We start from the raw sequence: 25,178 nt of genomic DNA, 5'->3' as shown, positions 1-25,178 counted from the left end.
ATCGTTATTTAATAATAGGGTTCATTATATTAATAGCTTTGCGCAAATATGGGTAAGTAATAGAGTTTTTAGGTCCATACTCATATTCCATGTGGAAAGTACCTACACCACCTTTTCTATAAGTCTTACCATCGTAGGTAGGCTCCCATTGTGCAAAGCCCCATAGAGATGGCATTGTTTTACCATGAGGGTCTCTAAAAGCCACACCACCTGAGCTTGCATAGCTTTCAAAGTTCTCACATACTATAATTTTTTTAGCAATCTCTTCCACTTTAAGAGTTCCTTTAAAATGCCGTATTTGTCCTGTTACTCTTCTATCTAATCCCGAATTAGAGCTATTACCGTATGCTTGTAGGATAAAATAGTCGAAATAGCTACCTAAAGAAGCAAGGAATGCGTGAGGCTCTCCATCTACTACTAACATCTTCTTTGTACCCGACTTAGGACCTATGCGTTTAGCTAAAGTTTCTACAAAGGTAGTCATTACCTTTGGGTTCTTCCAAAGCTCCATTCTAGTAAAAAAGGGCTGACTAAAGCCTGGCTCTGCATCTATATCGAAACCATCGTAGTTATATTTATAAATGGTGTCGCATATAGCGTTAGCATACTTCTTTGTAGCTTCTAACTGTGAAGCCTCGTCATTTTTCCAGCCCCAAAACTCATGCCTCCACTGCTCAAAGCTCATGCCTGCCTTGCGCTTATCTTCAGGGATTTCTGGCGTTATCTGGTCGCCAATGTCAAACACTAAGAAGCATATAAGAGCCTTTGTTCCTTTTTTCTCTTGTACATAACGAAGATCCTTTAGCTGGGCAGCAGAAGGATTTTTCCAGTTACCCCATAGAGAAACGAAGTCTGTACTATCTGGAAGTCCTGCAAGCGAATTTTCTAACGACGCACCGCTACCTGTCCAGTTACCAAACCACCCAAAAGACACCTCATGATCGGTAGCTTTATATTTGCGTAGCTGAGCATAATAAGCCTCACTTCTGTTAGTAGTTGTAAGATCAGTAGGGTTTTTAGGTTCTGTCTCAGTCCAATCACTACATGCTGTAAAGGCTGTAGTGGTTATAGCTGTGAGTAATATTGTCTTGAATAAATTTTTCATCTTTTTATTTTCAATCTATTTAATTTCACAATATATTATTTTTGCCACCACATTTTAGCTTCATAGTTGTCTTGTCCTCCACGAAGCATTTTTACGGCTTTATCGTAATTGTTTTTGTTTTGGGTAATTTCATCATGTGCAAAAGGTATGCGGTTAGGCACCTGTAGGGTAGAGCCTGTAGACTGTGCTACTGGGAACACCTTAGGGTATCCAGTTCTGCGAAGCTCGCACCAGCCTTCTTGCCCGTCAGGATAAAGAGCTATCCACTTCTGTGTTATTAAGCGCTCCATCTTTTCTTCTTCTGTAGCGTTATTGTCCCATTTAATGGTAATAGTGCTTACAGCACTGGCATTAGCACCATAGCCTCCTGCAGCATCTACATAGTCGGCTTGCTTTAAGGTGTTGTTATTGATATAATCGTCAGCACCTTTAGCTCCCCACTGCTCAAATGATAGGCGAATAGCTTCGTTATAAAGATTCTCTACAGAGCCTCCCATGCCTGTCCAGTTAGCCAATGCTCCCTCAGCGCGGCAGAAAGCCATCTCTGAAGCAGAAAGCCATACGCCACGAGTATCTTTTGTTACGTTAGCAGAAGAGTATAGCTTAACAGCCACAGCTTTGTTACCTATCTTAGCACCTACACGACAGCCTATAACAGGGCGTGCGCCTTGTGTAGCAGTAGCATTAAAATATTTCATAAGTCGAGGATCTTTATATCCAGTCATATAGCTCTCTATGTCGGCAGCAGCACGTGTATCACCCCATTCTACAGATGTTTTATATAATCCGTTAGGTGAGTATTCTATGGTACAGTTGTCTTCATTTTTAGTAATAACCCCATCTTGTACAGCTTTCTCGCCTATCTGTTTTGCTAAATCAGGAGCTACAAAGCGCATACGTATAGCCATACGTAGCTTTAAAGAGTTAGCATATTTTTCCCACTTAGCACAATTGCCTTTATACACCTTATCATATTCTTCAGCCACAGTGAGGTTAGGATTTATAAGTAATAAAGGTTTTATAATGCTGGTAGCCTCATCAAGGTCTTTTACAAGCGATTTGTATACATCTTCTTGAGATGAATAAGCATTAGGATTGTCCTTAACTGCTCCTATCTGAAGAGGTCCGTACATATCTGTAAGACGTAAGAAGTTAGCTGCACGCATAATCAAAGCTAAAGCATACATTACCCCTTGCTTGTTAGTAAGGCGTGCTATTGCTTTAAAAGCAGATACTGTTTTAGGTTGAGAGTCTTTATAAGGATAGCTTACCCAGCCGTCAGGAGCATTAAATTTAGCAAAGTTTTTCTCTGCAAAACTGTTATTAGCGTATGTAAAAAAGCGTCCTAAGGTGTTACCTATTAAGTCTTGATTCATCTGATAGGTATTTTCCTGTTCTGGGAACGACTCGTTTTCCATTTGCACAATAAAAGATGAGGTTGTATAGTTATCTCTGTTAAGCTCTTCTGAAGATAGACATTCTCCCGGACGGTTCTCTTCTTGGAAGCCTTCAGTGCATGAAGATAACGTATAAATCATAGTAGAAGCCATTATACATGGTACAATACTTCTTTTTATGTAATTCTTGTTCATTTTAATTATTTATTAGGATACAAGATTGTTTTAGAATTGAAGTTTAATATTAAAGCCTAAAGAACGCAGACTTGGCTGCATAAAGTAGTCGAAGCCTTGGTAATATGTTCCTGTAGAGGCTGTAGATTCAGGATCGAAAGGAGCTTTATTGTAAAGCATTAATAGGTTATTAGCGTTTATACCAAGAGTTAGCTCTGCGCCACCTAACCACTTACGAGGGAAGGTGTAAGAAGCATGAAGCTCTTGAATGCGAGCATTTGTAGCACTATAAATATATTCAGACCATATAGGGTTGTCGCCACCTACAATGCTATAATAGTTTTGTGCGCTGATAACACCATTATTAACAGATATACCTCCGTTATCTCTTGCTATCTCTGTGCGTTTAGAAACACCGTAAGAGTCCATTATAGCCTGTGTTTGAGACATTACTATACCTCCTAAGCGGGCTGTAATAACGAAGCCAAGATTAAACCCTTTGTAAGTGAAATCGTTAGAGAAACCAATATTACCCTTTGGAAGCACTGACCCTCTGTAAGAAGGATTAGTAAGGTTAACCTGAGCTATATTGCCGTCTTGCACAGCTATGTTGCCATCGGCATCGCGCTTAAAGTCGGTAGTCATGTAGATATCTCCCATAGTACCACCTTTTTTAAGTATTACCTCGGCACCCTTTAAGCCACCTTGTCTGATAGTTTCTTTAGGATCTTCAAGCAAGTCGATAATCTTGTTTTGGTTAGCACTATAAGTAACATTAGAGTTCCAAGTGAAGTTGCCCCACTTATGGTTATAGCCTAAAGAAAGCTCTATACCACGATTGCGCACATTACCTGTCTGCACATACTCGTTAGTATAACCTTCACCACCTGTAATAGGACGCAAGAAGGTTTGATTCATTGTGTTAGACTGGTATAAGGTTAAGTCTAATGTAAGGTTGTTATTAAAGAATCGGGCTGTAAGACCTGCCTCCCAAGAGTTTGTTCGCTCTGGCTTAAAGTTGTTTGGGAACTTATAAGTTACAGTAGCATACGACTGTGAAGCAGGATTATAGCCATATCGCCAAGGAGATGTGATATTAGGCGAAATAGCCGAACCTACTGATGCCCATGAAGCACGTACCTTCATATAGTTAATAAATTCTGGCATTTTAGCCATTTGTGATATTACTGCCGACATACCTACAGAAGGGTAGAAGAAAGAAGGATTGTCTGTATTGTCTAAAGCAGAGTCCCAATCGTTTCTACCTGTAAGCGTCATATATAGCATACTCTTCCAGCCAAGCTCTACGTTAGCAAAGACAGAGTTGATACGATGCTTGTTACCATAATATATAGGACGGTTGTCGTTTGTAGGTTTGCCATAATCTATAGCATGAGGAGTAAAGATATTAGAAGGTGCCTTTAGTCCTCCTTGAAATCCTGATACAGAGTAAGCTGTACGAGAGAAAGACGTACCAATGTTAGCACCAATGCTATAATTGCCCAATGTCTTGTTAATGTTGAGCATTAAGTCTCCATAGATAGAGTTGTCATCTACGTTATCATAGCCATAGTAGCCATATTTAGAATGAGCAAACAAAGTAGTGGTAGAAGCATAACGCTTATCATCTTGGAAAGTCTTAGCATCGTCCCAACGTAAGCGACCAGTAACATCTAAATAGTTTGTTATCTTATATTTAACGTTACCGCTTACCATATAACGATTGCGCTTGTTCTGTCTAACCATTCTGTTAGCCACCCAATAAGGGTTCTGCATGCTTAAAGCATCACCATAACCCCAGTTCTGAACGTGTATACCACGCGAAGGATCGTAAAGCTCAAATGTGCGAATAGCATCAAAGCTCTCACCTCGTGGGAAAAGATAAACAGAGGTTAGAGGGTTGAAATATTGACCTTGAGCCATTAAGTTGCGGTCTACCTCACGAACATAATTAAAATTGAAATCAACGCTTAACTTATCATTCAGCATAGAAGTAGTATTACGGAATGTAAAGTTATAACGGTCGTACTTGTTGTTAGGGATTATACCTTTAGCATTTGTCGTACCAAGAGAAAGGTATGTCTGATTCTTTTCAGTACCAGCCGTTAAAGAAACGTTGTTCTGGATATTAGCACCTGTATTAAAAAACTTTTTAGGCTCGTAATTGCCATAAGGAGAACCTGTAGCAGCACCCCATGACCTGTTATCTTCAGGAGCATTGATATACTTGTTTTGGAACTCTGGCATTACGAAAGGATTAGCAAACTGAGAGCTGTTACTTATAGTAACCTTAACCTTTCCTTTCTTACCTTTTTTAGTAGTAATCATGATAACACCTTGAGCAGCAGCAGAACCATATAGAGCAGCAGCAGCAGGACCAGAAAGAACGCTTATCGATTCGATATCTTCAGGGTTGATGTCTGCTATACCCTCGCTACCAGGCTGTGAAGCATAGAAACCACCATCTATAGCACCATTGCTTGTGTTAGTAACAGGCACACCATCTATTACATATAAAGCCTGATTGCTTTTAGTAATACTCTTAGGACCACGCATTACCACACGAGTAGCACCACCCATACCAGCAGAAGAAGCATTGATATTAACACCTGCTACCTTTCCTGAAAGAGAGTTCATAAAGTTAGTACTCTTTACATTGGTAACCTTATCACCACCCACTTTCTGCACATTGTACGAAAGAGCTTTTTCCGAACGCTTAATACCAAGAGCAGTTACTACTACCTCATCTATAGCTGTTGCTTCAGGAGCAAGCTTTATGTTAAGCGTAGTAGCACCATTAACAGCTATCTCCTGAGTCTTATACCCAATATAGCTAACTATCAGCGTAGAATTGGCTGGAATGTGGAGAACATACTTACCGTCAATGTCGGTTTGAGTACCTGTCTGAGTACCTTTCACGCGGATAGAGGCGCCTATAATAGGATCGCCTTTCTCATCAACTACACTACCAGCAACTTTTACTTTAGTGTTAACACCAAGAGCCTTTAGGCTTTCTGAAACATGTGAACCTCTACCATTTATAACCGTACTAACATAATTTGCTTTAGCAACGCTGGATACACCCACAACATTACTTGCAAACGCTGTTAAGCTACAACATGATAGAAACACACTAACTGGAAGGATCTTACCTTTTTGCATTAGTATAAAAATTTTATTAATAGAATTATTTACGTTATGATATTTCAGGCCGTTTTACTTTTTTCATTAAGACAGCCCTCTGATACCATCTTAGTAATTAAGCCTCCTTCTTATGGGAGATTTTTAGTTATTATTTCAGTGGCAAATTTAATACATATTTTTTGTTTGTAGAAATGATATTAAAAAGAAAATTCAAAATATAACAAAAATAAATGTTTTTTAATCTCTAACATATACTTCTACCTATTTATATATAGAGCGTATAGAATAAATAAAAGTATATTCATCTTATGCAAACTTGCTCTTTAGCATTAGATAGTTAAAGCTCGAGTAAACATGAGCTTTTGCATATACAACAACACGCTTTAAAGATTAATACCTTACTTCTTAATAAATAAAAAACATGGAACGAAAAACATTTTTAAGTTATTTTACTCATAAAAATAAATTAAAAATAAAACAAAAATAATTTATTTTTCCTCCTGTTGCCTAATCTTTTTACATATAAAGAGCAGCCTTTTATAAACATAAAAATAATATATTACTTCTTAAAATAACAGCTTAGGTTAGCTTTTTTAGCGTGCATCTTTTTAAAAAAGTTATTAAAGCTATTATACTTTATTAGCTACAAAAAAGGACACAGCTAAAAAAAGCTATGCCCTAAAAATGTAATTCTTAAACAAATCTTTAAATATTAGTCTCTCATAACGCCTTCTATATAAAGGCGAACCATTTCAGTTTTACCATTGGTACGTACAGTGATACTCTTTTTAAACTTACCCGGGAACCTGTCTTTACCATTATAAATAACATCTATAGTACCTTTCTGACCTGGAGCTATAGGGCGTTTGTCATATTTAGGTATAGTGCAACCACAGCTTGCAACAACCTGATTAATAACTAAAGGAGCTGTACCTACGTTAGTAAACCTAAAAGTGGTTTTATGAATAGGAACACTTGTAGCAAAAGTTCCAAAGTTATGTGAAAGCTCTTCAAACTTTATTTCAGCTTGATTTTGTTGTGCCATAGCTGCGGAGATACCTAAGACAGCAAATAGCATCATAAGGACAATTTTCTTCATTTCTATTTTCCTTTCTTAATAGATTGATAAAACTTCTCTCTTTTACTTCTTAATATGATACAAAAGTATATATAAAGTTTAGTTCTCTGCAATATTTTTACATTAATTAGTAGAAATGTGCAATTAAAGACTTAAGCCTTTACTTATTTTTAATTATTAAACATACTGATAATAAAATTATTATATCTGTTTATATTAGTCGCTATAATGCAAAGTCTTTTTATATCTTTCTTTTAGCTCTGCATCTATATCTTCTAATGTTTTGCTATTAGTAAATCTCGATTTTAAAAACCTCCATAATACCCAGATAATTATCATTCCTATTATAGCAAGCAGATATTGTAATATAATGGATTTTATTATTTTATTAAATAGTGTTTCGCATATTACAAAACCTCCAATAAGCAAGGCGTAATCTATTAAACCCCAGCTATAATAAGACTTCTTAACAGCCTGATACTCTTCACTATTTAGGCGTATATGCTCTTTGTTTTCTTCCCAAAGCTTTTCAAATTCTTCTCTTGTCATTATCTTTATTTTTTAAAGGTAGTATTCTCTTATCTCATATCATAATAAGGTCGGTCATTATAGCATCACTTATATATAATCCTTTTCGAGTTATAAAATAGTTATTATCATGTTTTCCCATATTACCATTTTCTATATATGGAGCAGCGTTTGTTAAGAAATATGTTTTATATTTTTCATCAAAGCCATCTATATTTAGTCCCTCTTTAGTACGTAAAGCAGTTACGATAGAGTCGTTATAATGAGTATTATCATCTATAATTTCCTCTTCATAAGCATGATTGTCATGCTCTATGGCATTAACATATTTATTAATGTCGGCATAGTTCCAGCGCCGGCATCTAAGGTTATATGAGTGGGCAGCAGCTCCAACACCAATATATGGTACATTATGCCAATAAGAGCTATTGTGTAGAGAGCGAAAACCATGTTTTGCAAAGTTGCTTATTTCATATTGCTCGTACCCAGCTATTTCTAACCTGTCTATAAGCTCTTCGTACATATTTCTATATTGTTCTTCTCCTATTTGTGTTATCTTATGGTGTTTCAGCATAGCATAAAGCGGCGTACCTTCTTCGTACATCAAGCTATAAGCCGATATATGTTCTACGTTAAGAGATATAGCTTTCTTAATATCATCTATCCATTCTTCTTGCGTTTGCTTAGGAAATCCAAACATAAGATCTATAGAGATATTATTTATTCCTATATTTCTTAACAACCTGACAGCTTCTAATATTTTGTTAGAACTATGCCTTCGGTGAATAAATTTTAACCTTTCATCATTAAAAGTTTGCACTCCCATAGATATTCTGTTTACAGGCAAGGTGCTAAGAGTCTGTACAAAATTCGGGGTAACATCTTCAGGATTACATTCTATGGTAATTTCTTTTGGCAGCGAGGGGCGTACTTCTGGTTGTTGTAAGAAAGTTTTATTTATTTGGTTAAATATCTGATTAAGCTCTTCAGGTGATAGTTGCGATGGTGTGCCACCACCTAAATAAATAGTATTTAGTATTGCCTTGTGCTTACTCATTTCTTTACATACAGCATTAATATATCTTTGCCTTATTGTTTTACCATGTTCTATCTTGTTGACATTCTGTGTAAGTGAGGAATAGAAGCCACAATATATACATCTGCTCTCACAAAAAGGTATATGGATATAAAGCCCTGTCATTTATTTCTTTTCTATATATAATATGTAATAAAGTAAGTGTTTTTGCAAATTTACTAAATTGCATTAAATTTTTATTATTTATTTCTTTTATTTTTTGGTTCTTTCATGTAAAATGTATAATTTAGACGGCGGGTATATTTTAGATTTACAATATGTAGATTTTATATATAAAACCTGATAATTTAACATTTTACTAACTACTTAAACCAATCTTTTATGCGTATTTATCAAACAAACGAAATTAAAAACATTGCTCTTGTTGGCAGTGCGGGTAGCGGCAAGACTACACTTGCCGAGAGTATGTTATTTGAGGCTTCTATTATTAAGCGTCGTGGCACTATAGAGGGCAAAAATACTGTTAGCGATTATTTTCCTGTAGAGCAGGAGTATGGATACTCTGTGTTTCCTACGATACTTCATGCAGAATGGAATAATAAGAAGCTAAATATAATAGACTGTCCGGGTAGCGACGATTTTATTGGTGGTGCTATAACAGCTTTAAACGTAACCGACGAAGCTGTTATTCTCATTAATGGGCAGTATGGCCCTGAGGTGGGTACGCAAAACATCTTCCGTTATACAGAGAAGCTAAAAAAGCCCGTAATATTTTTGATTAATCACTTAGATTCTGATAAGTGCAACTTTGATAATATTATTACTACTATGCGTGATATTTATGGCTCAAAGTGTGTACAAATACAGTATCCAATAGAGACTGGAGATAATTTTAATAGTCTTATTGATGTGCTTACTATGAAGAGATATACTTGGAAGGCTGAAGGTGGCGAACCTACTATAGATGATATTCCTAAAGAGGAGCTGGACAAGGCATTAGAACTGCACAAGATCTTAGTAGAAGCAGCTGCAGAGAATGATGAACATTTAATGGAAAAATTCTTTGAAGAAGAACAGCTTTCAGAGGACGATCTTCGTACAGGTATTCGCAAGGGGCTGGTAACACGTTCTATCTTCCCTGTTTTTTGTGTATGTGCAGGTAAGGATATGGGTGTAAGAAGACTTATGGAGTTTTTAGGCAACGTGGTACCTTTTGTAGATGAGATGCCTAAGATTCACAACACACGAGGCGAGGAAGTGCAGCCTAATTCAGCTAATGCCACCTCTATTTATTTCTTTAAAACAGGTATGGAGCCTCATATCGGCGAGGTGTCTTATTTTAAAGTTATGAGTGGAAGTGTTAAAGCTGGCGACGATTTAATAAATGCTGATCGTGGTTCTAAAGAGCGTTTAGGTCAGATATATGTTTGTGCAGGAGCTAATCGTATTGCGGTAGATAAGCTAAATGCTGGAGATATAGGTTGTACTGTAAAGCTGAAAGATGTTAAGACAGGTAACACCTTAAATGGTAAGGGCTGTGATTATCGTTTCGATTTTATTAAGTATCCTAACTCTAAATACTCTCGTGCCATAGAAGCTAAAAACTCTTCCGACACAGAGAAGCTTATGGCAGCTTTGGTAAAGATGCATCAAGAAGATCCTACATGGGTAGTAGAGCAGAGCAAGGAGCTACGACAGGTTATAGTACATGGGCAAGGAGAATTTCATCTACGCACGTTAAAGTGGCGATTAGAAAATAATGAGAAGCTGCATGTCGATTATAAGGAGCCACGCATTCCTTATCGTGAAACGATAACTAAGCAGGCTAAGGCTGAATATAGGCACAAGAAGCAAAGTGGTGGAGCAGGGCAGTTTGGTGAGGTTCATTTAATAATAGAGCCTTATGCTGAAGGTATGCCAGAGCCAACGGGTTATAAGTTTGACGGGCAAGAGTTTAAGCTTAATATAAAAAGTAAAGAAGAAAAGACTTTACCTTGGGGAGGAAAACTTGTCTTTATCAATTCTGTTGTAGGTGGTGCTATTGATACTCGCTTTATGCCTGCGATATTAAAAGGTGTTATGGACTGTATGGAAAAAGGTCCTTTAACAGGTAGCTATGCGCGCGATGTTCGCGTTGTAGTATATGATGGCAAGATGCACCCAGTTGATTCTAATGAGCTTTCATTTACATTAGCTGCTAAACATGCCTTTTCAGATGCCTTTAAATGTGCAGGACCTAAGATCTTAGAGCCTATAAACGATTTAGAAGTGTTTGTTCCTGACGATTATCTTGGTGATGTTATGAGCGATCTTCAAAGTCGCCGTGCTCTCATTATGGGAATGGATTCGGAGGCTGGCTATCAGAAATTGCAAGCAAAGATACCTTTAAAGGAGTTGTCTTCTTATAGCACCACGTTAAGTTCTATTACAGGAGGGCGTGCAAGTTTTATTACAAAATTCTCCAGTTACGAGCTTGTTCCTAATGACATTCAGGAACGTTTAATTTCAGCTCATGCAAAAGAAGAGTCGGAAGAATAAGACAAATATCATTAATATTATAACTTAAAAAATAATTATAAAAAGGGTTGGATTCTTTTAATGGTAATCCAACCCTTATATAAAAATGGAAAAGAATATTTTATTCTTAAAGTTAAGGTATAGTAATTTCTCCTGCTATCGACTTGTTCATATATGCTCTTATTGTTTCTGTATCGGTACATGTTGCATATAAAAACATTAGTTTTGTCAAAGCTGCTTCCACAGTACTATCATAACCACTTATTACGCCTGCATCTTTTAGCTGATAGCCAGTATCATAACGACTCATCTCTACCTGTCCGCTAATACATTGACTGATGTTAACTATAGTAACGCCTCTTGCTGTAGCTTTTTTTAAAAGTTTTATTAACCATGGTTGTTGTGGAGCATTACCACTTCCATAAGATCTCATTACTATACCATGAAGGCAAGGTAAGTCAAGAATATGATCGAAAATACCTTCTTTTATACCAGGGAATAAAGACAGAATAATAACATTATTATCTAATGTGGTATGTGGCGACATAGGTAAGTCGTAATCAGGGGTAAGAATATTATGTGTGTTGAATTTAAATTTTACTCCTGCTTCACATAGGTGTGGATAATTAAAAGAATTGAAAGCATTAAATTCTTCAGCATTTTGCTTGGTAGATCTGTTGCCACGAAGAAGATGCCCGCTAAAATATATAGCTACCTCTGGCACTATAGGCCTGCCATTAGGATAATAAGAAGATGCAAGCTCTATACTTGTCATGAGGTTTTCTTTTCCATCAGTTCTTAATTGTCCTATAGGCAATTGTGAGCCTGTTAGAATGATAGGTTTAGTAAGATTTTCAAACATATATGAAAGTGCAGATGCTGTGTATGACATTGTGTCTGTACCATGTAAGATAACAAAGCCATCATACTTTTCATATTTTGTAGCAATAATACTTACCAATTTCCCCCAAAAAGCAGGATTCATATCAGAAGAGTCTATGACGGGGACAAATTGATAGGTATCAATGTCAGTAGATATTTGCTCAAATTCAGGTAAGTTTTCTACCAGATGGTTAAAGTCAAGTGGCTCTAAAGCTCCAGTTTTTGGGTTCATTCCCATTCCTATCGTTCCACCAGTGTAGATTAGTAATACTTTATTTGTCCTTTGCATAATCTTATAGTTTGTTTCTGCAAAAGTAATAATTTATTCTATAATAACATGATGAGAAGTATAAAAGTACTTTGTTAGCTTGTGGTTATGGAAAATTAATAGTATTTTTGCAACGAATTATGATTTGATATTAGATTTTGTACTACTATTAATATGAAAAAAATTATTTATACTTTAGTAATTGTTGCTGTTATTGCAATTATGTATAGTTGCGGATCGAGTAAAGGTGTAATATATTTAACTAATATAGATTCTATAAGTTTGACACCATCAAGAGGTCTTTATGATGCAAAGATAATGCCAAAAGACTTATTATCTATAGGAGTATTTACTATAAATCCTGCGGCTTCAGCTCCTTTTAATATAAGTGGACAGCAGGGTACGGGTAGTTTAAGCTCTTCTTCTAATAAGGGTTCTTATTTGGTAAGTAATGAAGGCTTTATTAATTTTCCTATTATAGGTAAAGTACATGTTTCAGGGCTCACCAAGACGGAGTGTGAAGATCTTCTTAAAAGCAAGATACAGCCTTATTTAGCTCGTACAGAGAATCCTGTAGTTACGGTAATGATGGCAAGCTATCATGTTACAGTAACAGGAGAAGTTGGTAGTCCGGGTGTTATTCCTGTTGCAACAGAAAAGATAAATATAATGGAAGCATTGGCTCAAGCTGGCGATTTAACATTATATGGCAAGCGCGATAATATTATGCTTATTCGCGAAGACGCTACTGGTGAAAAGCATGTAGTACGTTTAAATTTGAATGATGCTAATATTATAAACTCTCCTTATTATTATCTTCAGCAAAATGATATTGTTTATGTAGAGCCAAATAAGGCTAAGGCTAAGGGGTCTAACCAAGGTCCTACATCAAAGGAATGGATGACATATACGGGTTTTGGTTTAGGTCTGCTAACAACGGTTATAGCTTTACTAAAATAAATAATTATATTTAGAATAATTTTATGTGTGGTATTGTAGGATACTTAGGGAAAAAACGCGAGGCATATCCTATCCTTATAAAGGGTTTAAAAAGGTTAGAATATAGAGGATATGATAGTGCAGGTGTAGCTTTGATAAACAGTCATGATGATCTTAATGTTTTTAAAACAAAAGGAAAGGTATCTGATCTTGAAGCGTTTTGTGAGGATAAGGATATTTCAGGTTCTATAGGTATTGCTCATACTCGTTGGGCTACTCATGGCGAGCCGTCTTCTACAAATGCACACCCACATTATTCCCAATCGAAAAATTTGGCTATTATTCATAATGGAATCATTGAAAATTATGCAGAGATAAAGCACAATCTTCAAGATAAAGGTGTAAAGTTTCGCTCAGATACTGATACGGAAGTGCTTATACAGCTTATAGAGTACATTCAGATAAAAAAGAAGTTAGATCTTCTTACTTCAGTACAAATAGCTTTACGTCAGGTAATAGGCGCATATGCTATAGCTATTATAGACAAATCGCATCCAGATGTTATTATAGCTGCTCGCAAACAAAGTCCTTTAGTAATAGGAATGGGTGAAGACGAGTTCTTTTTAGGTTCTGATGCCAGTCCTATAATAGAGTATACCGACAAGGTTGTCTACCTTGATGATGAGAACATAGCAGTGATGAAGCTTGGTGAACCTTTAAAAGTAGTAAGTATTCTTAATGAAAAGCTTTCACCAGAGATTAAGACAGTAGATATAGAGTTAGGTCAAATAGAAAAGGGTGGCTATCCACATTTTATGCTTAAAGAGATTTTTGAGCAACCTGCATGCTTGACTAACTGTATGCGTGGTCGCATAAATATTGAGCATAATAATGTTACTTTAAGTGCTTTGATAGATCATCGAGAGCAGTTGCTCAGTGCAAAGAGGATAATAATAGTTGCTTGTGGTACAAGTTGGCACGCAGGTCTGATAGGTAAACAAACTATAGAAACATTTTGCAGAATTCCTGTTGATGTGGAATATGCAAGTGAGTTTCGTTATCGTAATCCTGTTGTTACTTCTGATGATGTTGTCATAGCCCTTTCACAAAGTGGAGAAACAGCTGATACGTTAGCAGCTGTAGAATTAGCAAAGTCGAAAGGAGCTTTTATATATGGCATTTGTAATGCTATAGGTTCAAGTATAGCGCGTGCAACTGATACCGGTACTTATATACATGTAGGCCCTGAGATAGGGGTAGCCTCTACAAAGGCTTTTACAGGGCAGGTAACAGTGTTAACAATGTTTGCACTATCATTGGCTTATATAAAAGGGTCTATGAAATGTACTGAATATGTAAAGATAGTTGAAGAGCTATCTAATATACCTTCAAAAATAGAAGAAGTATTAAAAGTAAATGATCAGGTGGCTGATTTAGCACGCATCTTCACTTATGCAAGAAATTTTCTTTACCTTGGGCGAGGTTTTACTTATCCTGTAGCCTTAGAAGGAGCTTTGAAGTTGAAGGAAATTTCATACATTCATGCAGAGGGGTATCCTGCTGCAGAAATGAAACATGGCCCTATAGCTTTAATAGATTCTGACATGCCTGTAGTTACCATTGCTACTCATAATGTAATGTATGAAAAAGTTCGCAGCAATATCCAAGAAATAAAAGCGCGGCAGGGTTATGTTATAGCTTTGGTCTCTAAAGGAGATACTACTATATCTAAGATAGCTGACGCTGTTATAGAGCTTCCTGATACTTTAGAGTGTTTAGAGCCTTTAGTGGCAACAATACCCTTACAGTTGTTAGCTTATCACATAGCAGTCTGTAAAGGAAAGGATGTAGATCAGCCAAGAAACTTAGCAAAGTCGGTTACCGTTGAATAACGGTTTACTGACTTTTATTTTATATATAATTATAAATAAAGAATATTATTTTTTTAGATGGACAAAAACATTCATGAAGACTGTGGTGTTGCGGTAATACGGCTGCTTAAACCTCTAAAGTACTATCAAAAGAAATATGGTACATGGATGTATGCGCTTAACAAGCTTTACCTAATGATGGAAAAGCAGCATAATCGTGGACAAGAAGGAGCAGGTATTGCTTCTGTAAAGCTTTCATCTCTTCCGGGTAGTGAATATATGTTTAGAGAGAGGGCAGAGGGGAAAAACGCTGTAAGCAATATTTTTAAGAATTTACATAATCTTTATAAGGACTATTCTCATGATGAACTAAATGATATTTCCTTTGTTGAAAAGAATATTCCCTTTGCAGGTGAATTGTATATGGGTCATCTTAGATATTCTACTACAGGTAAGAGTGGGCTTTCTTATGTTCATCCTTTTTTGCGTAGAAATAATTGGAAAGCAAAGAATTTAAGTATGTGTGGTAATTTCAATATGACCAATATTGAAGAGGTTTTTCAAAAACTTACAGCTCAGGGGCAATGTCCACGCATTTATAGCGATACTTATATTCTTTTAGAGCTGATGGGGCATAGATTAGACAGGGAAGTAGAGCGAAATTTTGTTATAGCTAAAGAGAACGGTTTAGAAGGACAGGATATTACTAATTATATAGAAGACAACTTAGATGTAAGCAATGTCCTTAAAACTACAATGAAACATTTTGATGGAGGTTATGTTATTTGCGGTATGACAGGTTCTGGTGAGATGTTCTCTATGCGCGATCCGTGGGGAATACGACCTGCTTTCTATTATAAAAACGACGAGATAGTAGTACTTGCAAGTGAGCGTCCTGTGCTCCAAACAACCTTCGACTTAGAATGTGAGAATATAAAAGAATTAATGCCCGGACAAGCTTTAATAGTAAATAGGGTAGGAGAGTGTTCTTTACAACAAATTATTGAACCAAAGAATATTTCAGCATGTTCTTTTGAACGCATATATTTTTCTCGTGGATCAGATAGAGATATTTATAACGAACGTGAAAAATTAGGTCAGCAATTAGCTCCTAAAGTGTTAGAAAAAGTAGATTATGACTATGAACATGCAGTTCTTTCATATATTCCTAATACTGCAGAAGTAGCTTTCTATGGGTTATTACATGGATGTAAGCAATGGTTAAATAAGGAAAAAGTAAAGCAATTAGCTAACATGAAGCCTTATGCCCCATTAGAGGATTATATAAAAATAGTAAATCAAGATATACGTACCGAGAAAGTAGCTTGGAAAGATATTAAGTTGCGTACCTTTATTACAGAAGGTAATTCTCGTAAAGATCTTGCTTCTCATGTTTATGATGTTACCTATTCGTGTATAGTACCGTATATTGACAACTTAGTAGTAATAGACGATTCTATTGTGCGAGGCACTACTCTTAAAGAAAGTATTCTAAGGATGTTAGATCGTATTCATCCAAAGAAGATAGTAATAGTATCGAGTGCTCCACAGATACGATACCCTGACTATTATGGTATAGATATGCCACATTTAGAAGAGTTTTGTGTGTTTCAGGCAACAATAAAACTTATAAAAGAGCAAAAAATGGAGCATATATTAAAAGAAGTATATGAGGCTTGTAAAGTAGAAGTAAAAAAAGAACTTACCGACGAAATACAAAATCCTGTTCGTGCTATCTATGCTCCTTTTACAGTAGAAGAGATTAATCAAAAACTTGTAGAAATGCTTCGACCTGAAGGTATGACAACTCCTGTAGAACTTATTTTTCAAAGTATAGAGGGATTACATAAAGCAATACCTAATCATAAAGGCGATTGGTATTTTACTGGTAATTATCCTACATCAGGTGGAATGCGGTTAGTAAACCATTCTTTCATTAAATTTTATGAGAATAATTATTCTATAAGTAAAGAAGACAATAAGTTGTTATAAAACTATAAAAAATATATACTATAATAATAATGAGGAAAGTAACTTTAGTTTTAAATGATGGCTCTAAATTTCACGGAGAGTCTTTTGGTTATGAAGCTCCTGTAGCTGGTGAGGTTGTTTTCAATACAGCTATGATGGGGTATCCTGAAAGTTTGACAGATCCATCTTATGCAGGACAGTTATTAACTATGACGTTCCCACTTGTAGGTAATTATGGTGTACCTGCTTTTACTTTTGAAAAGAATGGTTTACCCACTTTTATGGAGAGTAATAAAATATATGTATCCGCTATTATAGTTTCTAATTATAGTGAGCAGCCATCACACTGGAACTCATCTGAAAGCCTTTCAGATTGGTTAAAGCGTGAGAAAGTGCCAGGTATAACAGGAATAGATACTCGTGAACTTACAAAAGTATTGCGTGAGCATGGAGTTATGATGGGAAAAATTTTGTTTGATGACGAGCCTAATAATATTCCAGAAGCCGATTATGAAGGAGTAAATTTTGTAGATCGTGTGTCTACTAAAAAGATAATTCATTATAATGAAGGAGCTGGCAAGAAAGTAGTTTTAGTAGATTGTGGTGTAAAAGCAAATATTATTAGAAGTCTTATTAATCGTGGCGTAGAAGTTATACGAGTACCTTGGAATTATGATTATAGTAATATGGAATATGATGGTCTTTTCTTAGGTAATGGTCCTGGTGATCCTGACATGTGTAATGATGCAGTGAATATAATTCGCAAGCATATTAATAATAGTACAAAACCTATTTGTGGTATCTGTATGGGTAACCAGTTACTTTCTAAGGCTGCAGGAGCAACTATTTATAAATTAAAATATGGGCATCGTGGTCATAACCAACCTGTAAGAATGGTTGGTACAAACAAGTGTTATATAACTTCTCAAAATCATGGTTATGCTGTAGATGCATCTACTCTTGATAAAGAATGGGAAGAACTATTTGTAAATATGAATGATGGTAGTAATGAAGGTATACGTCATACTAAAAACCCATGGTTCACAGCACAATTTCACCCAGAGGCTTGTTCTGGCCCTGTAGATACTTATTTTATGTTTGATAAATTTGTAGAAACTTTGAAGTAATGAAAGACGAATCAATAAAAAAAGTCCTGCTACTTGGCTCAGGCGCATTAAAGATAGGTGAGGCTGGAGAGTTTGACTATTCTGGCTCACAAGCATTAAAAGCATTGCGTGAAGAAGGTATTTCTACAGTGCTTATAAATCCTAATATAGCAACAGTGCAAACATCAGAAGGTGTTGCCGACCAGATTTATTATCTACCTGTTCAGCCTTATTTTGTAGAGCGTGTAATAGAAAAGGAAAAGCCTGATGGGATACTTTTGTCATTCGGAGGGCAAACAGCTCTGAATTGTGGTGTAGAATTAGAGCGTTCTGGCATTCTTAAAAAACATAATGTACGTGTCTTAGGTACACCAGTAGGTGCAATAATGAACACAGAAGATCGTGAGCTTTTTGTAGAACGACTTGATGAGATAGAAGTAAAAACTATTAAAAGTGAAGCTTGCGAAAATATCAATCAGGCGCGTCATGCTGCTACGATATTAGGTTATCCTGTTATAGTGCGTGCAGCATATGCCTTAGGAGGCTTAGGTAGTGGTTTTGCTGATAATGAGCAAGAACTCAATAAATTATGCGAAAAGGCTTTTTCTTTTTCTCCTCAGGTTTTAGTAGAAAAAAGCTTAAAAGGCTGGAAAGAGATAGAATATGAAGTGGTACGAGATCGCTATGATAACTGTATTACTGTTTGCAATATGGAAAATTTTGATCCGCTTGGTATTCATACAGGAGAATCTATTGTAGTAGCTCCTTCGCAAACTCTTACCAATACGGAATATCATAAACTTCGTGCCTTATCTATTAAGATAGTTCGTCATATAGGTATAGTGGGAGAGTGTAATGTGCAATATGCTTTTGATCCAGAAAGTGAAGATTACAGAGTTATCGAGGTTAATGCGCGCCTTTCTCGTTCATCAGCCCTTGCAAGTAAAGCTACAGGTTATCCGTTAGCTTTTGTAGCAGCAAAATTAGGTTTAGGATATGGTTTGTTCGAACTTAAAAACTCTGTTACTAAGACAACATCAGCTTTCTTTGAACCAGCGCTTGACTATGTAGTATGTAAAATTCCACGATGGGATTTAAGTAAATTCCGAGGAGTAGATAAGGAATTAGGCTCGAGTATGAAGTCGGTAGGTGAGGTTATGTCTATAGGGCGCAACTTTGAAGAAGCTATTCAAAAAGGTCTCCGTATGATAGGACAGGGTATGCATGGCTTTGTAGAAAATAAAGAATTACAGATAGATGATATAGCTGCAGCTCTTCATGAACCTACAGATAAACGTATATTTGTTATATCAAAAGCCTTTCATAAGGGGTATACTGTAGATAAAATACATGATCTTACTAAAATAGATAAATGGTTTCTTTACAAATTAAAGCATATTATAGATATTGATGAAAAACTTAAAAAGTGTAATATCAATACTATTGGCAAAGAACTACTTTTAGAGGCAAAAATAAATGGATTTACCGATTTTCAAATAGCTCGAGCTATTGGTTTAGAGAATGATAGTCCAAATATGCATAAAGCTATGATGCTAGTACGTCGTCATAGAAAAGCTCTTGGAATAATACCTGTAGTAAAACAAATTGATACTTTAGCTGCAGAATATCCTGCTCAAACCAATTATCTTTATGTAACTTATTCTGGTGTAGCTTCTGATATAACTTTTGACGATAAACGTAAAAGTATCATTGTACTTGGCTCAGGGGCTTATCGTATAGGTAGTTCTGTAGAATTTGATTGGTGTGGAGTACAAGCTCTAAATACTATTCGTAAACAAAACTATCGCTCTATAATGATCAATTATAATCCAGAAACAGTATCTACTGATTATGATATGTGCGATCGTCTTTATTTCGATGAGCTAACATTTGAACGTGTTATGGATATCATAGATATGGAAATGCCTTCTGGAATTATCGTATCTACAGGTGGACAGATACCTAATAATCTTGCAATGTATTTAGATGAGGAAAATGTTCCTATTCTTGGAACTTCTGCTCATGACATTGATAATGCAGAAGATCGTGCAAAGTTTTCATCTATGCTTACTAACTATGGTATAAATCAGCCAGAATGGAGTGCACTTAACAGTATGGATGATATTCAGAAGTTTGTAGATCGTGTAGGTTTTCCTGTACTTGTTCGTCCATCGTATGTGTTATCGGGTGCAGCTATGAATATATGTTCAAATAATGATGAACTTGTACGCTTTTTACAATTAGCAGCGAATGTTAGTGAAGATCACCCAGTGGTGGTTAGTAAGTTTATAGAAAATGCAAAAGAAATAGAAATGGATGCTGTGGCTAAAGATGGTGAAATTTTAGCCTATGCTATTTCAGAACATATTGAGTTTGCTGGAGTTCACTCTGGTGATGCTACTATACAATTCCCTCCTCAGAAGCTATATGTAGAAACAGTGCGACGCATAAAACGCGTAAGTAGGCAAATAGCTAAAGCTTTACATATCAATGGGCCATTTAATATTCAGTTTATGGCACGTGATAATGATATATTAGTTATTGAATGTAACTTGCGAGCAAGTCGTTCTTTTCCTTTTGTAAGTAAGGTTTTAAAAATAAATCTCATAGATCTTGCTACAAAAGTAATGCTTGGAGTTCCAGTTGAGAAACCAAATAAAAATCTTTTCGATCTCGATTACGTAGGTATTAAAGCCTCACAATTCTCGTTTAACAGACTTCAGAAGGCAGATCCTGTATTAGGCGTTGATATGAGTTCTACAGGAGAGGTTGGCTGCATTGGAGAAGATACATCTACAGCTCTTCTTAAGAGTATGCTTTCCGTAGGTCATCGTATACCTAAAAAGACTGTATTGTTATCTACAGGTGGAGCTAAACAAAAAGCTGAAATGCTTGATGCTGCGAAAATTTTAATTCAAAATGGGTATAAATTATATGCTACCAGTGGTACTTCCAAGTATCTTACAGAAAATAATATACCTAACACCCTTGTGTATTGGCCTTCTGATAAGGGAGCACATCCGCAAGCTCTAGACCTTTTGCATGAAAAGAAAATAGATATGGTAGTTAATATCCCCAAGGATCTAACTCCTCGAGAACTTACAAATGGATATAAAATACGACGTGCAGCTATTGATCTTAATGTTCCACTTATAACAAATAGTCGTCTTGCAAGTGCATTTATTCAAGCTTTTTGCACTGTAAAACTTGAAGATATAGATATAAAAGCATGGGGAGAGTATTAAATATTAATTTTAACTTGTTTAAGTGTAATGGATAATTTGGTAAGCAGAAAAAGCTCCAAACATTTATAATAGACAAATTGATAGGCTGGCTATTTTACCAGCCTATTTTGTTATATATTTTACTAATTGTACTATTTCTAAGGGAGTTGGTATAATAAGTATGTAAAAAAAAAGGAGGTAAACATCTATTATTAGTGTTTACCTCCTACTTTTAATAGTAAGCCTAAGCTTTATGCTTTTTATTCAGCAGCTTGCTCCTCTGTGGGAGCTGACTCTTCAGCTGCAGCTTGTGCAGCTTGAGCCTTTTTCTCTGCTACCTTTTTAGCAATTGCTTCTTTGACTTTCTTTTCTTCTTCAAGGTTCTTTGCTGCAGCAGCCTTTTTCTCTTCAGCTGCTTTCTTTTCTGCAGCTTCAGTAGCATTAGTCTTAGCTTGCTTCCAAGCATCAAACTTCTTTTCAGCAGTAGCTTCATCAAAAGCACCTTTCTTTACTCCACCGCGCAAATGTTTCATTAAATAAACACCTTCTCCTTTGAGAATGTTACGAACAGTGTCTGTAGGCTGAGCACCTGTTTCTACCCAATAAAGAGCCCGTTCGAAATTCAAATCTACAGTAGCAGGATTGGTGTTAGGATTATAAGTACCAATCTTTTCAGTAAATTTACCATCACGTGGTGCACGAACGTCAGCGATAACAATACTATAAAAAGCATAGCTTTTACGACCGCCACGTTGCAATCTGATTTTTGTTGCCATTTAATTTTTATTTTAAAGGTTTGAATTTTTAATGCTATTAGCCCGTAATAGCTTTGCAAAATTACAATAATTTAGCTGAATAAACAAGAATATCAATATTTTAATTAATATAAAATCATATTTTCATTCTATAGTATAATATCTTTAACGTATATAGGCGGTTGGATTCCAAAAGGCTGCATAGCATTTATAAAATAAATATATTGAAAATATGATAGATTATTTATATGAATATCTTTACTAATAATAAAATTATTATTAAGTAGATATTGACGCATTGTGCCATATAAAAGCGGATGAGCTGGTGTAAAAAGTCCATTACTGTTTTGCAATATTATATTAGCATAAGCACTATCTGTAAGAAACCCATTCTTTATTATAATAATATCATCAGTATTTGCATTGTGCAATAATGAATCCAGTTCTGTACGATTAGCATACTTATATTGGTAATTTATATTATTATTAATAATTAATTTTATAGTTTTGCGAATCTTAATAGTATATGGTAAGAATTTAATTTCTTGTATCTTTTTATCATATACTATCCTGCATTTGAAAACACCTTCTTTATAAGGATATGGTATTTTTATAGAAGAAAGATCTATTTTTTCATTATAATATGCTCTTAAAGTATTATTTACACGTTGTTGATGTAAATCTATATGTTGTAAAACCCCATTAACAAGACGTATTGTTTCTAAGAATTGTATCATATGATTGTAAAATGTTATACTTTCATTCTATGTGAGTTACTGTAATCTGCCTACCTTTAGTAGAAAAACTAATGTTATATTTTCCTCCATTTTTATCTCTGTGAATATATGAGATATTATCATCTTTTATTTTCCAACAAGTATCTTTTAGTGCATTTTTTTGTAGTTGAGCTATAAATTTTTTATTTAATATAGTATCAAGAGTAAGTATTGCTGTATAATTACCACTAGCAATATTTTCTTCATCTTCAGCAAGACTTAGAGTATCAGGTATAAAAACATTCTCTTTAGTAATACTATATTTGGGAAAATCCAATGAAGTAATATTTTTTAAATTTATATTAATATGATTTTTCGTTTTAATAGGAATAAATTTTGAAGCTTCTACGGTATCAGACAGAGGTATAGATGAAGTTATTTTTTTACGATTAAATATAATAATAAGTAATATAAAAATAACTAAAATAAGTAGTGATGAACTTATAGATTTTTTCTTCATGTCATAATTGTATATTTGAAATATTTAATGATAGATGAAATAGATATTTTTATCTAAGTTTTTTAGTCAATTCATAAAGTTTTCTTTTAGCCTCAGGGTTATCTGGATATAATTCAAGTGCTTTTTTATAATTGTTTATAGCAGCTTCTTTAACACCCTCATACTCACAATCTTTCCCCATAAGTACATATTCCATAGAAAGCTTTTTAAGCAGTATTTCCTTATTCTGACGCTCTTTCTTTAACAATTCAAGCTCATTGTGCAAAAGGTTTATTATATTTAATTTTCTTCGTATATATCTTTGGATATTAGGACGCTCTATATCATATCTACTATGAATAGCCTTAAAAAAATTTTTAAGAAAGCTATCAAAATCCCTTTTATTAAAATCTTTTATAGCATCAACATATTCACGATCAGCTTTACTTTGCTTTAAAACCTGTGATATAATTTTGTTATTATTGAAATGACTTGCAAAATTGGAAACTTCGTTACATACAAAAACTTCATTACGACTAAGTGGCGTTTTAAGAGTAATACCTTCTAAAGAAGTACAACGTGAAAGGGCAACATATGCTTGTCCGCCAGCAAATACTCCATCACTAAAATCAATATTAACGTTATTAAAGGTGAGTCCTTGACTTTTATGAATAGTTATAGCCCAAGCTAATTTAATAGGGAACTGTTTATAAGTGCCTATTTGCTCTTCTTCTATTTTTCTCTCTTTCTCATTAAACGTATAATGTACATTTTCCCATAGCTCACGTTGAACTTGTACTTCTTTTCCTTCTTCAACTATAACATATATTAACCCTTCTTCCTCATTAATGCCACTTATTATGCCTAATGTACCATTAACCCATTGATGCTCTATATCATTTTTTATAAACATAATATGAGCTCCCTCTTTAATATTAAGCTCTATAGGAGTTGGAAGACTATTATCAGGAAACTCTCCTTTTATTTCACCAATAAAACTTGTAGGTAAACCAGAAAGCTTATTTAATTCCTCTTTGTTAATCCAATCTACTGTATCTCTTTTAGAAGAAAGAGTGATGGTAAAAGAAGATTTATCTTTAGAAGAATGTGAAAACGAGAAAGTTTTAACCCTTGAATTAATTATTTTAAAATCGTTTTCTGTGGCATTATTTGTTCGAAAATGATCAAGAATAGATATAAACTTCGGATCTGATTGACGATACACCTTATTAAGTTCGATACTTATTAGAGGATATTCACGAAAAATCTTAGCGTTGAAAAAGAAATTATTTGAGTAATAAGATTGCAAAAGGCGACGATCTTCTTCTTTAACAACAGGCTCAAGTTGATAAATATCACCCACTAGAAGAAGTTGCTTACCTCCAAAAGGTTCACGCATATTATGTGTATATACACGAAGCACTTTATCAATAAAATCTATTATATCTGCACGTACCATACTTATTTCATCAATAATAATCAGTTCCATCTCACGCAGAAGTTTTACTTTATCACTATTATATTTTAAAGTATTACGCAGCTGACTAACAGAATAACGCTGATCGTTAGGAAGAAGAGGGTGAAAAGGTAATTTAAAAAAGCTATGTAAAGTACTCCCACCAACATTTATAGCCGCAATGCCTGTAGGCGCAAGTATAATACATTTTTTTTTAGTAGTTTGAGCAATATAGCGTAAGAATGTGGATTTACCAGTACCTGCTCTTCCTGTTAAAAATAAAGAGTTATGCGTGAATTGAATAATTTGAAGAGCATTTTGCAGTTCAGGATTATCCAAATCAATATCCAACATTGTTTTGCTTTTTAAATGTTCTTTACCCATTTTCTTTTTATATAATTATTAGGTCATAAAGAAAAAGTAAAATAAACAGATATATTTCTTTTTATCGTCTTACCATTTATTTTCCCAACTCATATAATATTTGTTAATTGTTTGCAGTAGATAAATTG

The 25,178-nt window shown here is 34.9% G+C and carries 17 protein-coding genes; 6 read left to right on the top strand and 11 right to left on the bottom strand.

The genetic code is table 11. From position 1 onward, the window contains the following. Nucleotides 1–4: 4 nt before the first annotated feature. From F596_RS0101010 to hemW, 6 genes are all read right to left on the bottom strand, one after another. Entirely contained in the window at nt 5–1,105 is a 1,101-nt protein-coding gene (locus F596_RS0101010) for a glycoside hydrolase family 18 (protein WP_019035521.1), read from the bottom strand. Between the two features lie 35 nt (nt 1,106–1,140). Next, a complete protein-coding gene (locus tag F596_RS0101005; protein ID WP_019035520.1) occupies nt 1,141–2,697 on the bottom strand; it encodes a SusD/RagB family nutrient-binding outer membrane lipoprotein in 1,557 nt (518 codons plus the stop codon). Nucleotides 2,698–2,727: 30 nt separating this feature from the next. Next, complete coding sequence (locus F596_RS0101000; protein WP_019035519.1) at nt 2,728–5,838, bottom strand: SusC/RagA family TonB-linked outer membrane protein; 3,111 nt, start codon at nt 5,836–5,838, stop codon at nt 2,728–2,730. Nucleotides 5,839–6,532: 694 nt separating this feature from the next. Then, nucleotides 6,533–6,919 carry a DUF1573 domain-containing protein gene (locus tag F596_RS0100995; protein ID WP_008448698.1) on the bottom strand — a complete coding sequence of 129 codons (387 nt, stop codon included), beginning with the start codon at nt 6,917–6,919 and terminating at the stop codon, nt 6,533–6,535. Between the two features lie 195 nt (nt 6,920–7,114). Then, nucleotides 7,115–7,447, bottom strand: coding sequence for a positive regulator of sigma(E), RseC/MucC domain protein (locus tag F596_RS0100990; RefSeq protein ID WP_019035518.1), 333 nt, complete (start codon nt 7,445–7,447; stop codon nt 7,115–7,117). 34 nt (nt 7,448–7,481) lie between these two features. Further along, entirely contained in the window at nt 7,482–8,627 is a 1,146-nt protein-coding gene (gene hemW, locus F596_RS0100985; RefSeq protein ID WP_019035517.1) for a radical SAM family heme chaperone HemW, read from the bottom strand. Nucleotides 8,628–8,843: 216 nt separating this feature from the next. On the opposite strand from hemW, the gene F596_RS0100980 reads away from it, so the two are divergent. Continuing rightward, nucleotides 8,844–11,000 carry an elongation factor G gene (locus F596_RS0100980; RefSeq protein ID WP_019035516.1) on the top strand — a complete coding sequence of 719 codons (2,157 nt, stop codon included), beginning with the start codon at nt 8,844–8,846 and terminating at the stop codon, nt 10,998–11,000. A gap of 112 nt (nt 11,001–11,112) precedes the next feature. Here F596_RS0100980 and F596_RS0100975 read toward each other — a convergent pair whose 3' ends face one another. Beyond that, the gene (locus tag F596_RS0100975) at nt 11,113–12,150 is read right to left on the bottom strand and encodes an asparaginase (RefSeq protein WP_019035515.1); all 1,038 of its coding nucleotides are present in this window, start codon (nt 12,148–12,150) and stop codon (nt 11,113–11,115) included. Between the two features lie 153 nt (nt 12,151–12,303). Between F596_RS0100975 and F596_RS0100970 the strand changes: the two genes are divergently transcribed. From F596_RS0100970 to carB, 5 genes are read left to right on the top strand one after another with little or no spacing between them, the layout of a single operon-like run. After that, entirely contained in the window at nt 12,304–13,089 is a 786-nt protein-coding gene (locus F596_RS0100970; protein ID WP_019035514.1) for a polysaccharide biosynthesis/export family protein, read from the top strand. Between the two features lie 23 nt (nt 13,090–13,112). Continuing rightward, nucleotides 13,113–14,960 (top strand): glutamine--fructose-6-phosphate transaminase (isomerizing), encoded by a 1,848-nt coding sequence (gene glmS, locus F596_RS0100965; protein ID WP_019035513.1) that lies wholly within the window; start codon nt 13,113–13,115, stop codon nt 14,958–14,960. Nucleotides 14,961–15,017: 57 nt separating this feature from the next. Next, a complete protein-coding gene (locus F596_RS0100960) occupies nt 15,018–16,931 on the top strand; it encodes an amidophosphoribosyltransferase (protein WP_019035512.1) in 1,914 nt (637 codons plus the stop codon). Nucleotides 16,932–16,960: 29 nt separating this feature from the next. Beyond that, nucleotides 16,961–18,037 (top strand): glutamine-hydrolyzing carbamoyl-phosphate synthase small subunit, encoded by a 1,077-nt coding sequence (gene carA / locus F596_RS0100955; RefSeq protein ID WP_019035511.1) that lies wholly within the window; start codon nt 16,961–16,963, stop codon nt 18,035–18,037. After that, nucleotides 18,037–21,261 carry a carbamoyl-phosphate synthase (glutamine-hydrolyzing) large subunit gene (gene carB / locus F596_RS0100950; protein WP_019035510.1) on the top strand — a complete coding sequence of 1,075 codons (3,225 nt, stop codon included), beginning with the start codon at nt 18,037–18,039 and terminating at the stop codon, nt 21,259–21,261. Before carA ends, carB begins: the two co-directional genes overlap by 1 nt. Before the next feature lie 239 nt (nt 21,262–21,500). On the opposite strand, the gene F596_RS0100945 is transcribed toward carB, so the two are convergent. The 4 genes from F596_RS0100945 to F596_RS0100930 form a co-directional block, all read right to left on the bottom strand. Then, a complete protein-coding gene (locus tag F596_RS0100945) occupies nt 21,501–22,016 on the bottom strand; it encodes a 30S ribosomal protein S16 (RefSeq protein ID WP_008448773.1) in 516 nt (171 codons plus the stop codon). Between the two features lie 128 nt (nt 22,017–22,144). After that, nucleotides 22,145–22,732 (bottom strand): aminotransferase class IV, encoded by a 588-nt coding sequence (locus F596_RS0100940; protein ID WP_019035509.1) that lies wholly within the window; start codon nt 22,730–22,732, stop codon nt 22,145–22,147. 22 nt (nt 22,733–22,754) lie between these two features. After that, the gene (locus tag F596_RS0100935) at nt 22,755–23,231 is read right to left on the bottom strand and encodes a hypothetical protein (RefSeq protein WP_019035508.1); all 477 of its coding nucleotides are present in this window, start codon (nt 23,229–23,231) and stop codon (nt 22,755–22,757) included. Nucleotides 23,232–23,280: 49 nt separating this feature from the next. Beyond that, nucleotides 23,281–25,050: an AAA family ATPase gene (locus tag F596_RS0100930; RefSeq protein WP_019035507.1), complete on the bottom strand. Its 1,770-nt coding sequence runs from the start codon at nt 25,048–25,050 to the stop codon at nt 23,281–23,283. Between the last annotated feature and the right edge of the window lie 128 nt (nt 25,051–25,178).

The organism is Prevotella amnii DSM 23384 = JCM 14753, from assembly GCF_000378745.1.
GTDB lineage: Bacteria > Bacteroidota > Bacteroidia > Bacteroidales > Bacteroidaceae > Prevotella > Prevotella amnii.
This window is presented reverse-complemented; position numbering and strand designations above follow the sequence as displayed.

Coding starts and splice junctions, on each gene's coding strand:
- F596_RS0100995 (WP_008448698.1), bottom strand. CDS start 6,919: ATGAAGAAAATTGTCCTTATGATGCTATTTGCTGTCTTAGGTATCTCC.
- F596_RS0100980 (WP_019035516.1), top strand. CDS start 8,844: ATGCGTATTTATCAAACAAACGAAATTAAAAACATTGCTCTTGTTGGC.
- carB (WP_019035510.1), top strand. CDS start 18,037: ATGAAAGACGAATCAATAAAAAAAGTCCTGCTACTTGGCTCAGGCGCA.
- F596_RS0100945 (WP_008448773.1), bottom strand. CDS start 22,016: ATGGCAACAAAAATCAGATTGCAACGTGGCGGTCGTAAAAGCTATGCT.
- F596_RS0100935 (WP_019035508.1), bottom strand. CDS start 23,231: ATGAAGAAAAAATCTATAAGTTCATCACTACTTATTTTAGTTATTTTT.
- F596_RS0100940 (WP_019035509.1), bottom strand. CDS start 22,732: ATGATACAATTCTTAGAAACAATACGTCTTGTTAATGGGGTTTTACAA.
- glmS (WP_019035513.1), top strand. CDS start 13,113: ATGTGTGGTATTGTAGGATACTTAGGGAAAAAACGCGAGGCATATCCT.
- F596_RS0101010 (WP_019035521.1), bottom strand. CDS start 1,105: ATGAAAAATTTATTCAAGACAATATTACTCACAGCTATAACCACTACA.
- F596_RS0100960 (WP_019035512.1), top strand. CDS start 15,018: ATGGACAAAAACATTCATGAAGACTGTGGTGTTGCGGTAATACGGCTG.
- F596_RS0100930 (WP_019035507.1), bottom strand. CDS start 25,050: ATGGGTAAAGAACATTTAAAAAGCAAAACAATGTTGGATATTGATTTG.
- F596_RS0100990 (WP_019035518.1), bottom strand. CDS start 7,447: ATGACAAGAGAAGAATTTGAAAAGCTTTGGGAAGAAAACAAAGAGCAT.
- F596_RS0100970 (WP_019035514.1), top strand. CDS start 12,304: ATGAAAAAAATTATTTATACTTTAGTAATTGTTGCTGTTATTGCAATT.
- F596_RS0101005 (WP_019035520.1), bottom strand. CDS start 2,697: ATGAACAAGAATTACATAAAAAGAAGTATTGTACCATGTATAATGGCT.
- F596_RS0100975 (WP_019035515.1), bottom strand. CDS start 12,150: ATGCAAAGGACAAATAAAGTATTACTAATCTACACTGGTGGAACGATA.
- carA (WP_019035511.1), top strand. CDS start 16,961: ATGAGGAAAGTAACTTTAGTTTTAAATGATGGCTCTAAATTTCACGGA.
- hemW (WP_019035517.1), bottom strand. CDS start 8,627: ATGACAGGGCTTTATATCCATATACCTTTTTGTGAGAGCAGATGTATA.
- F596_RS0101000 (WP_019035519.1), bottom strand. CDS start 5,838: ATGCAAAAAGGTAAGATCCTTCCAGTTAGTGTGTTTCTATCATGTTGT.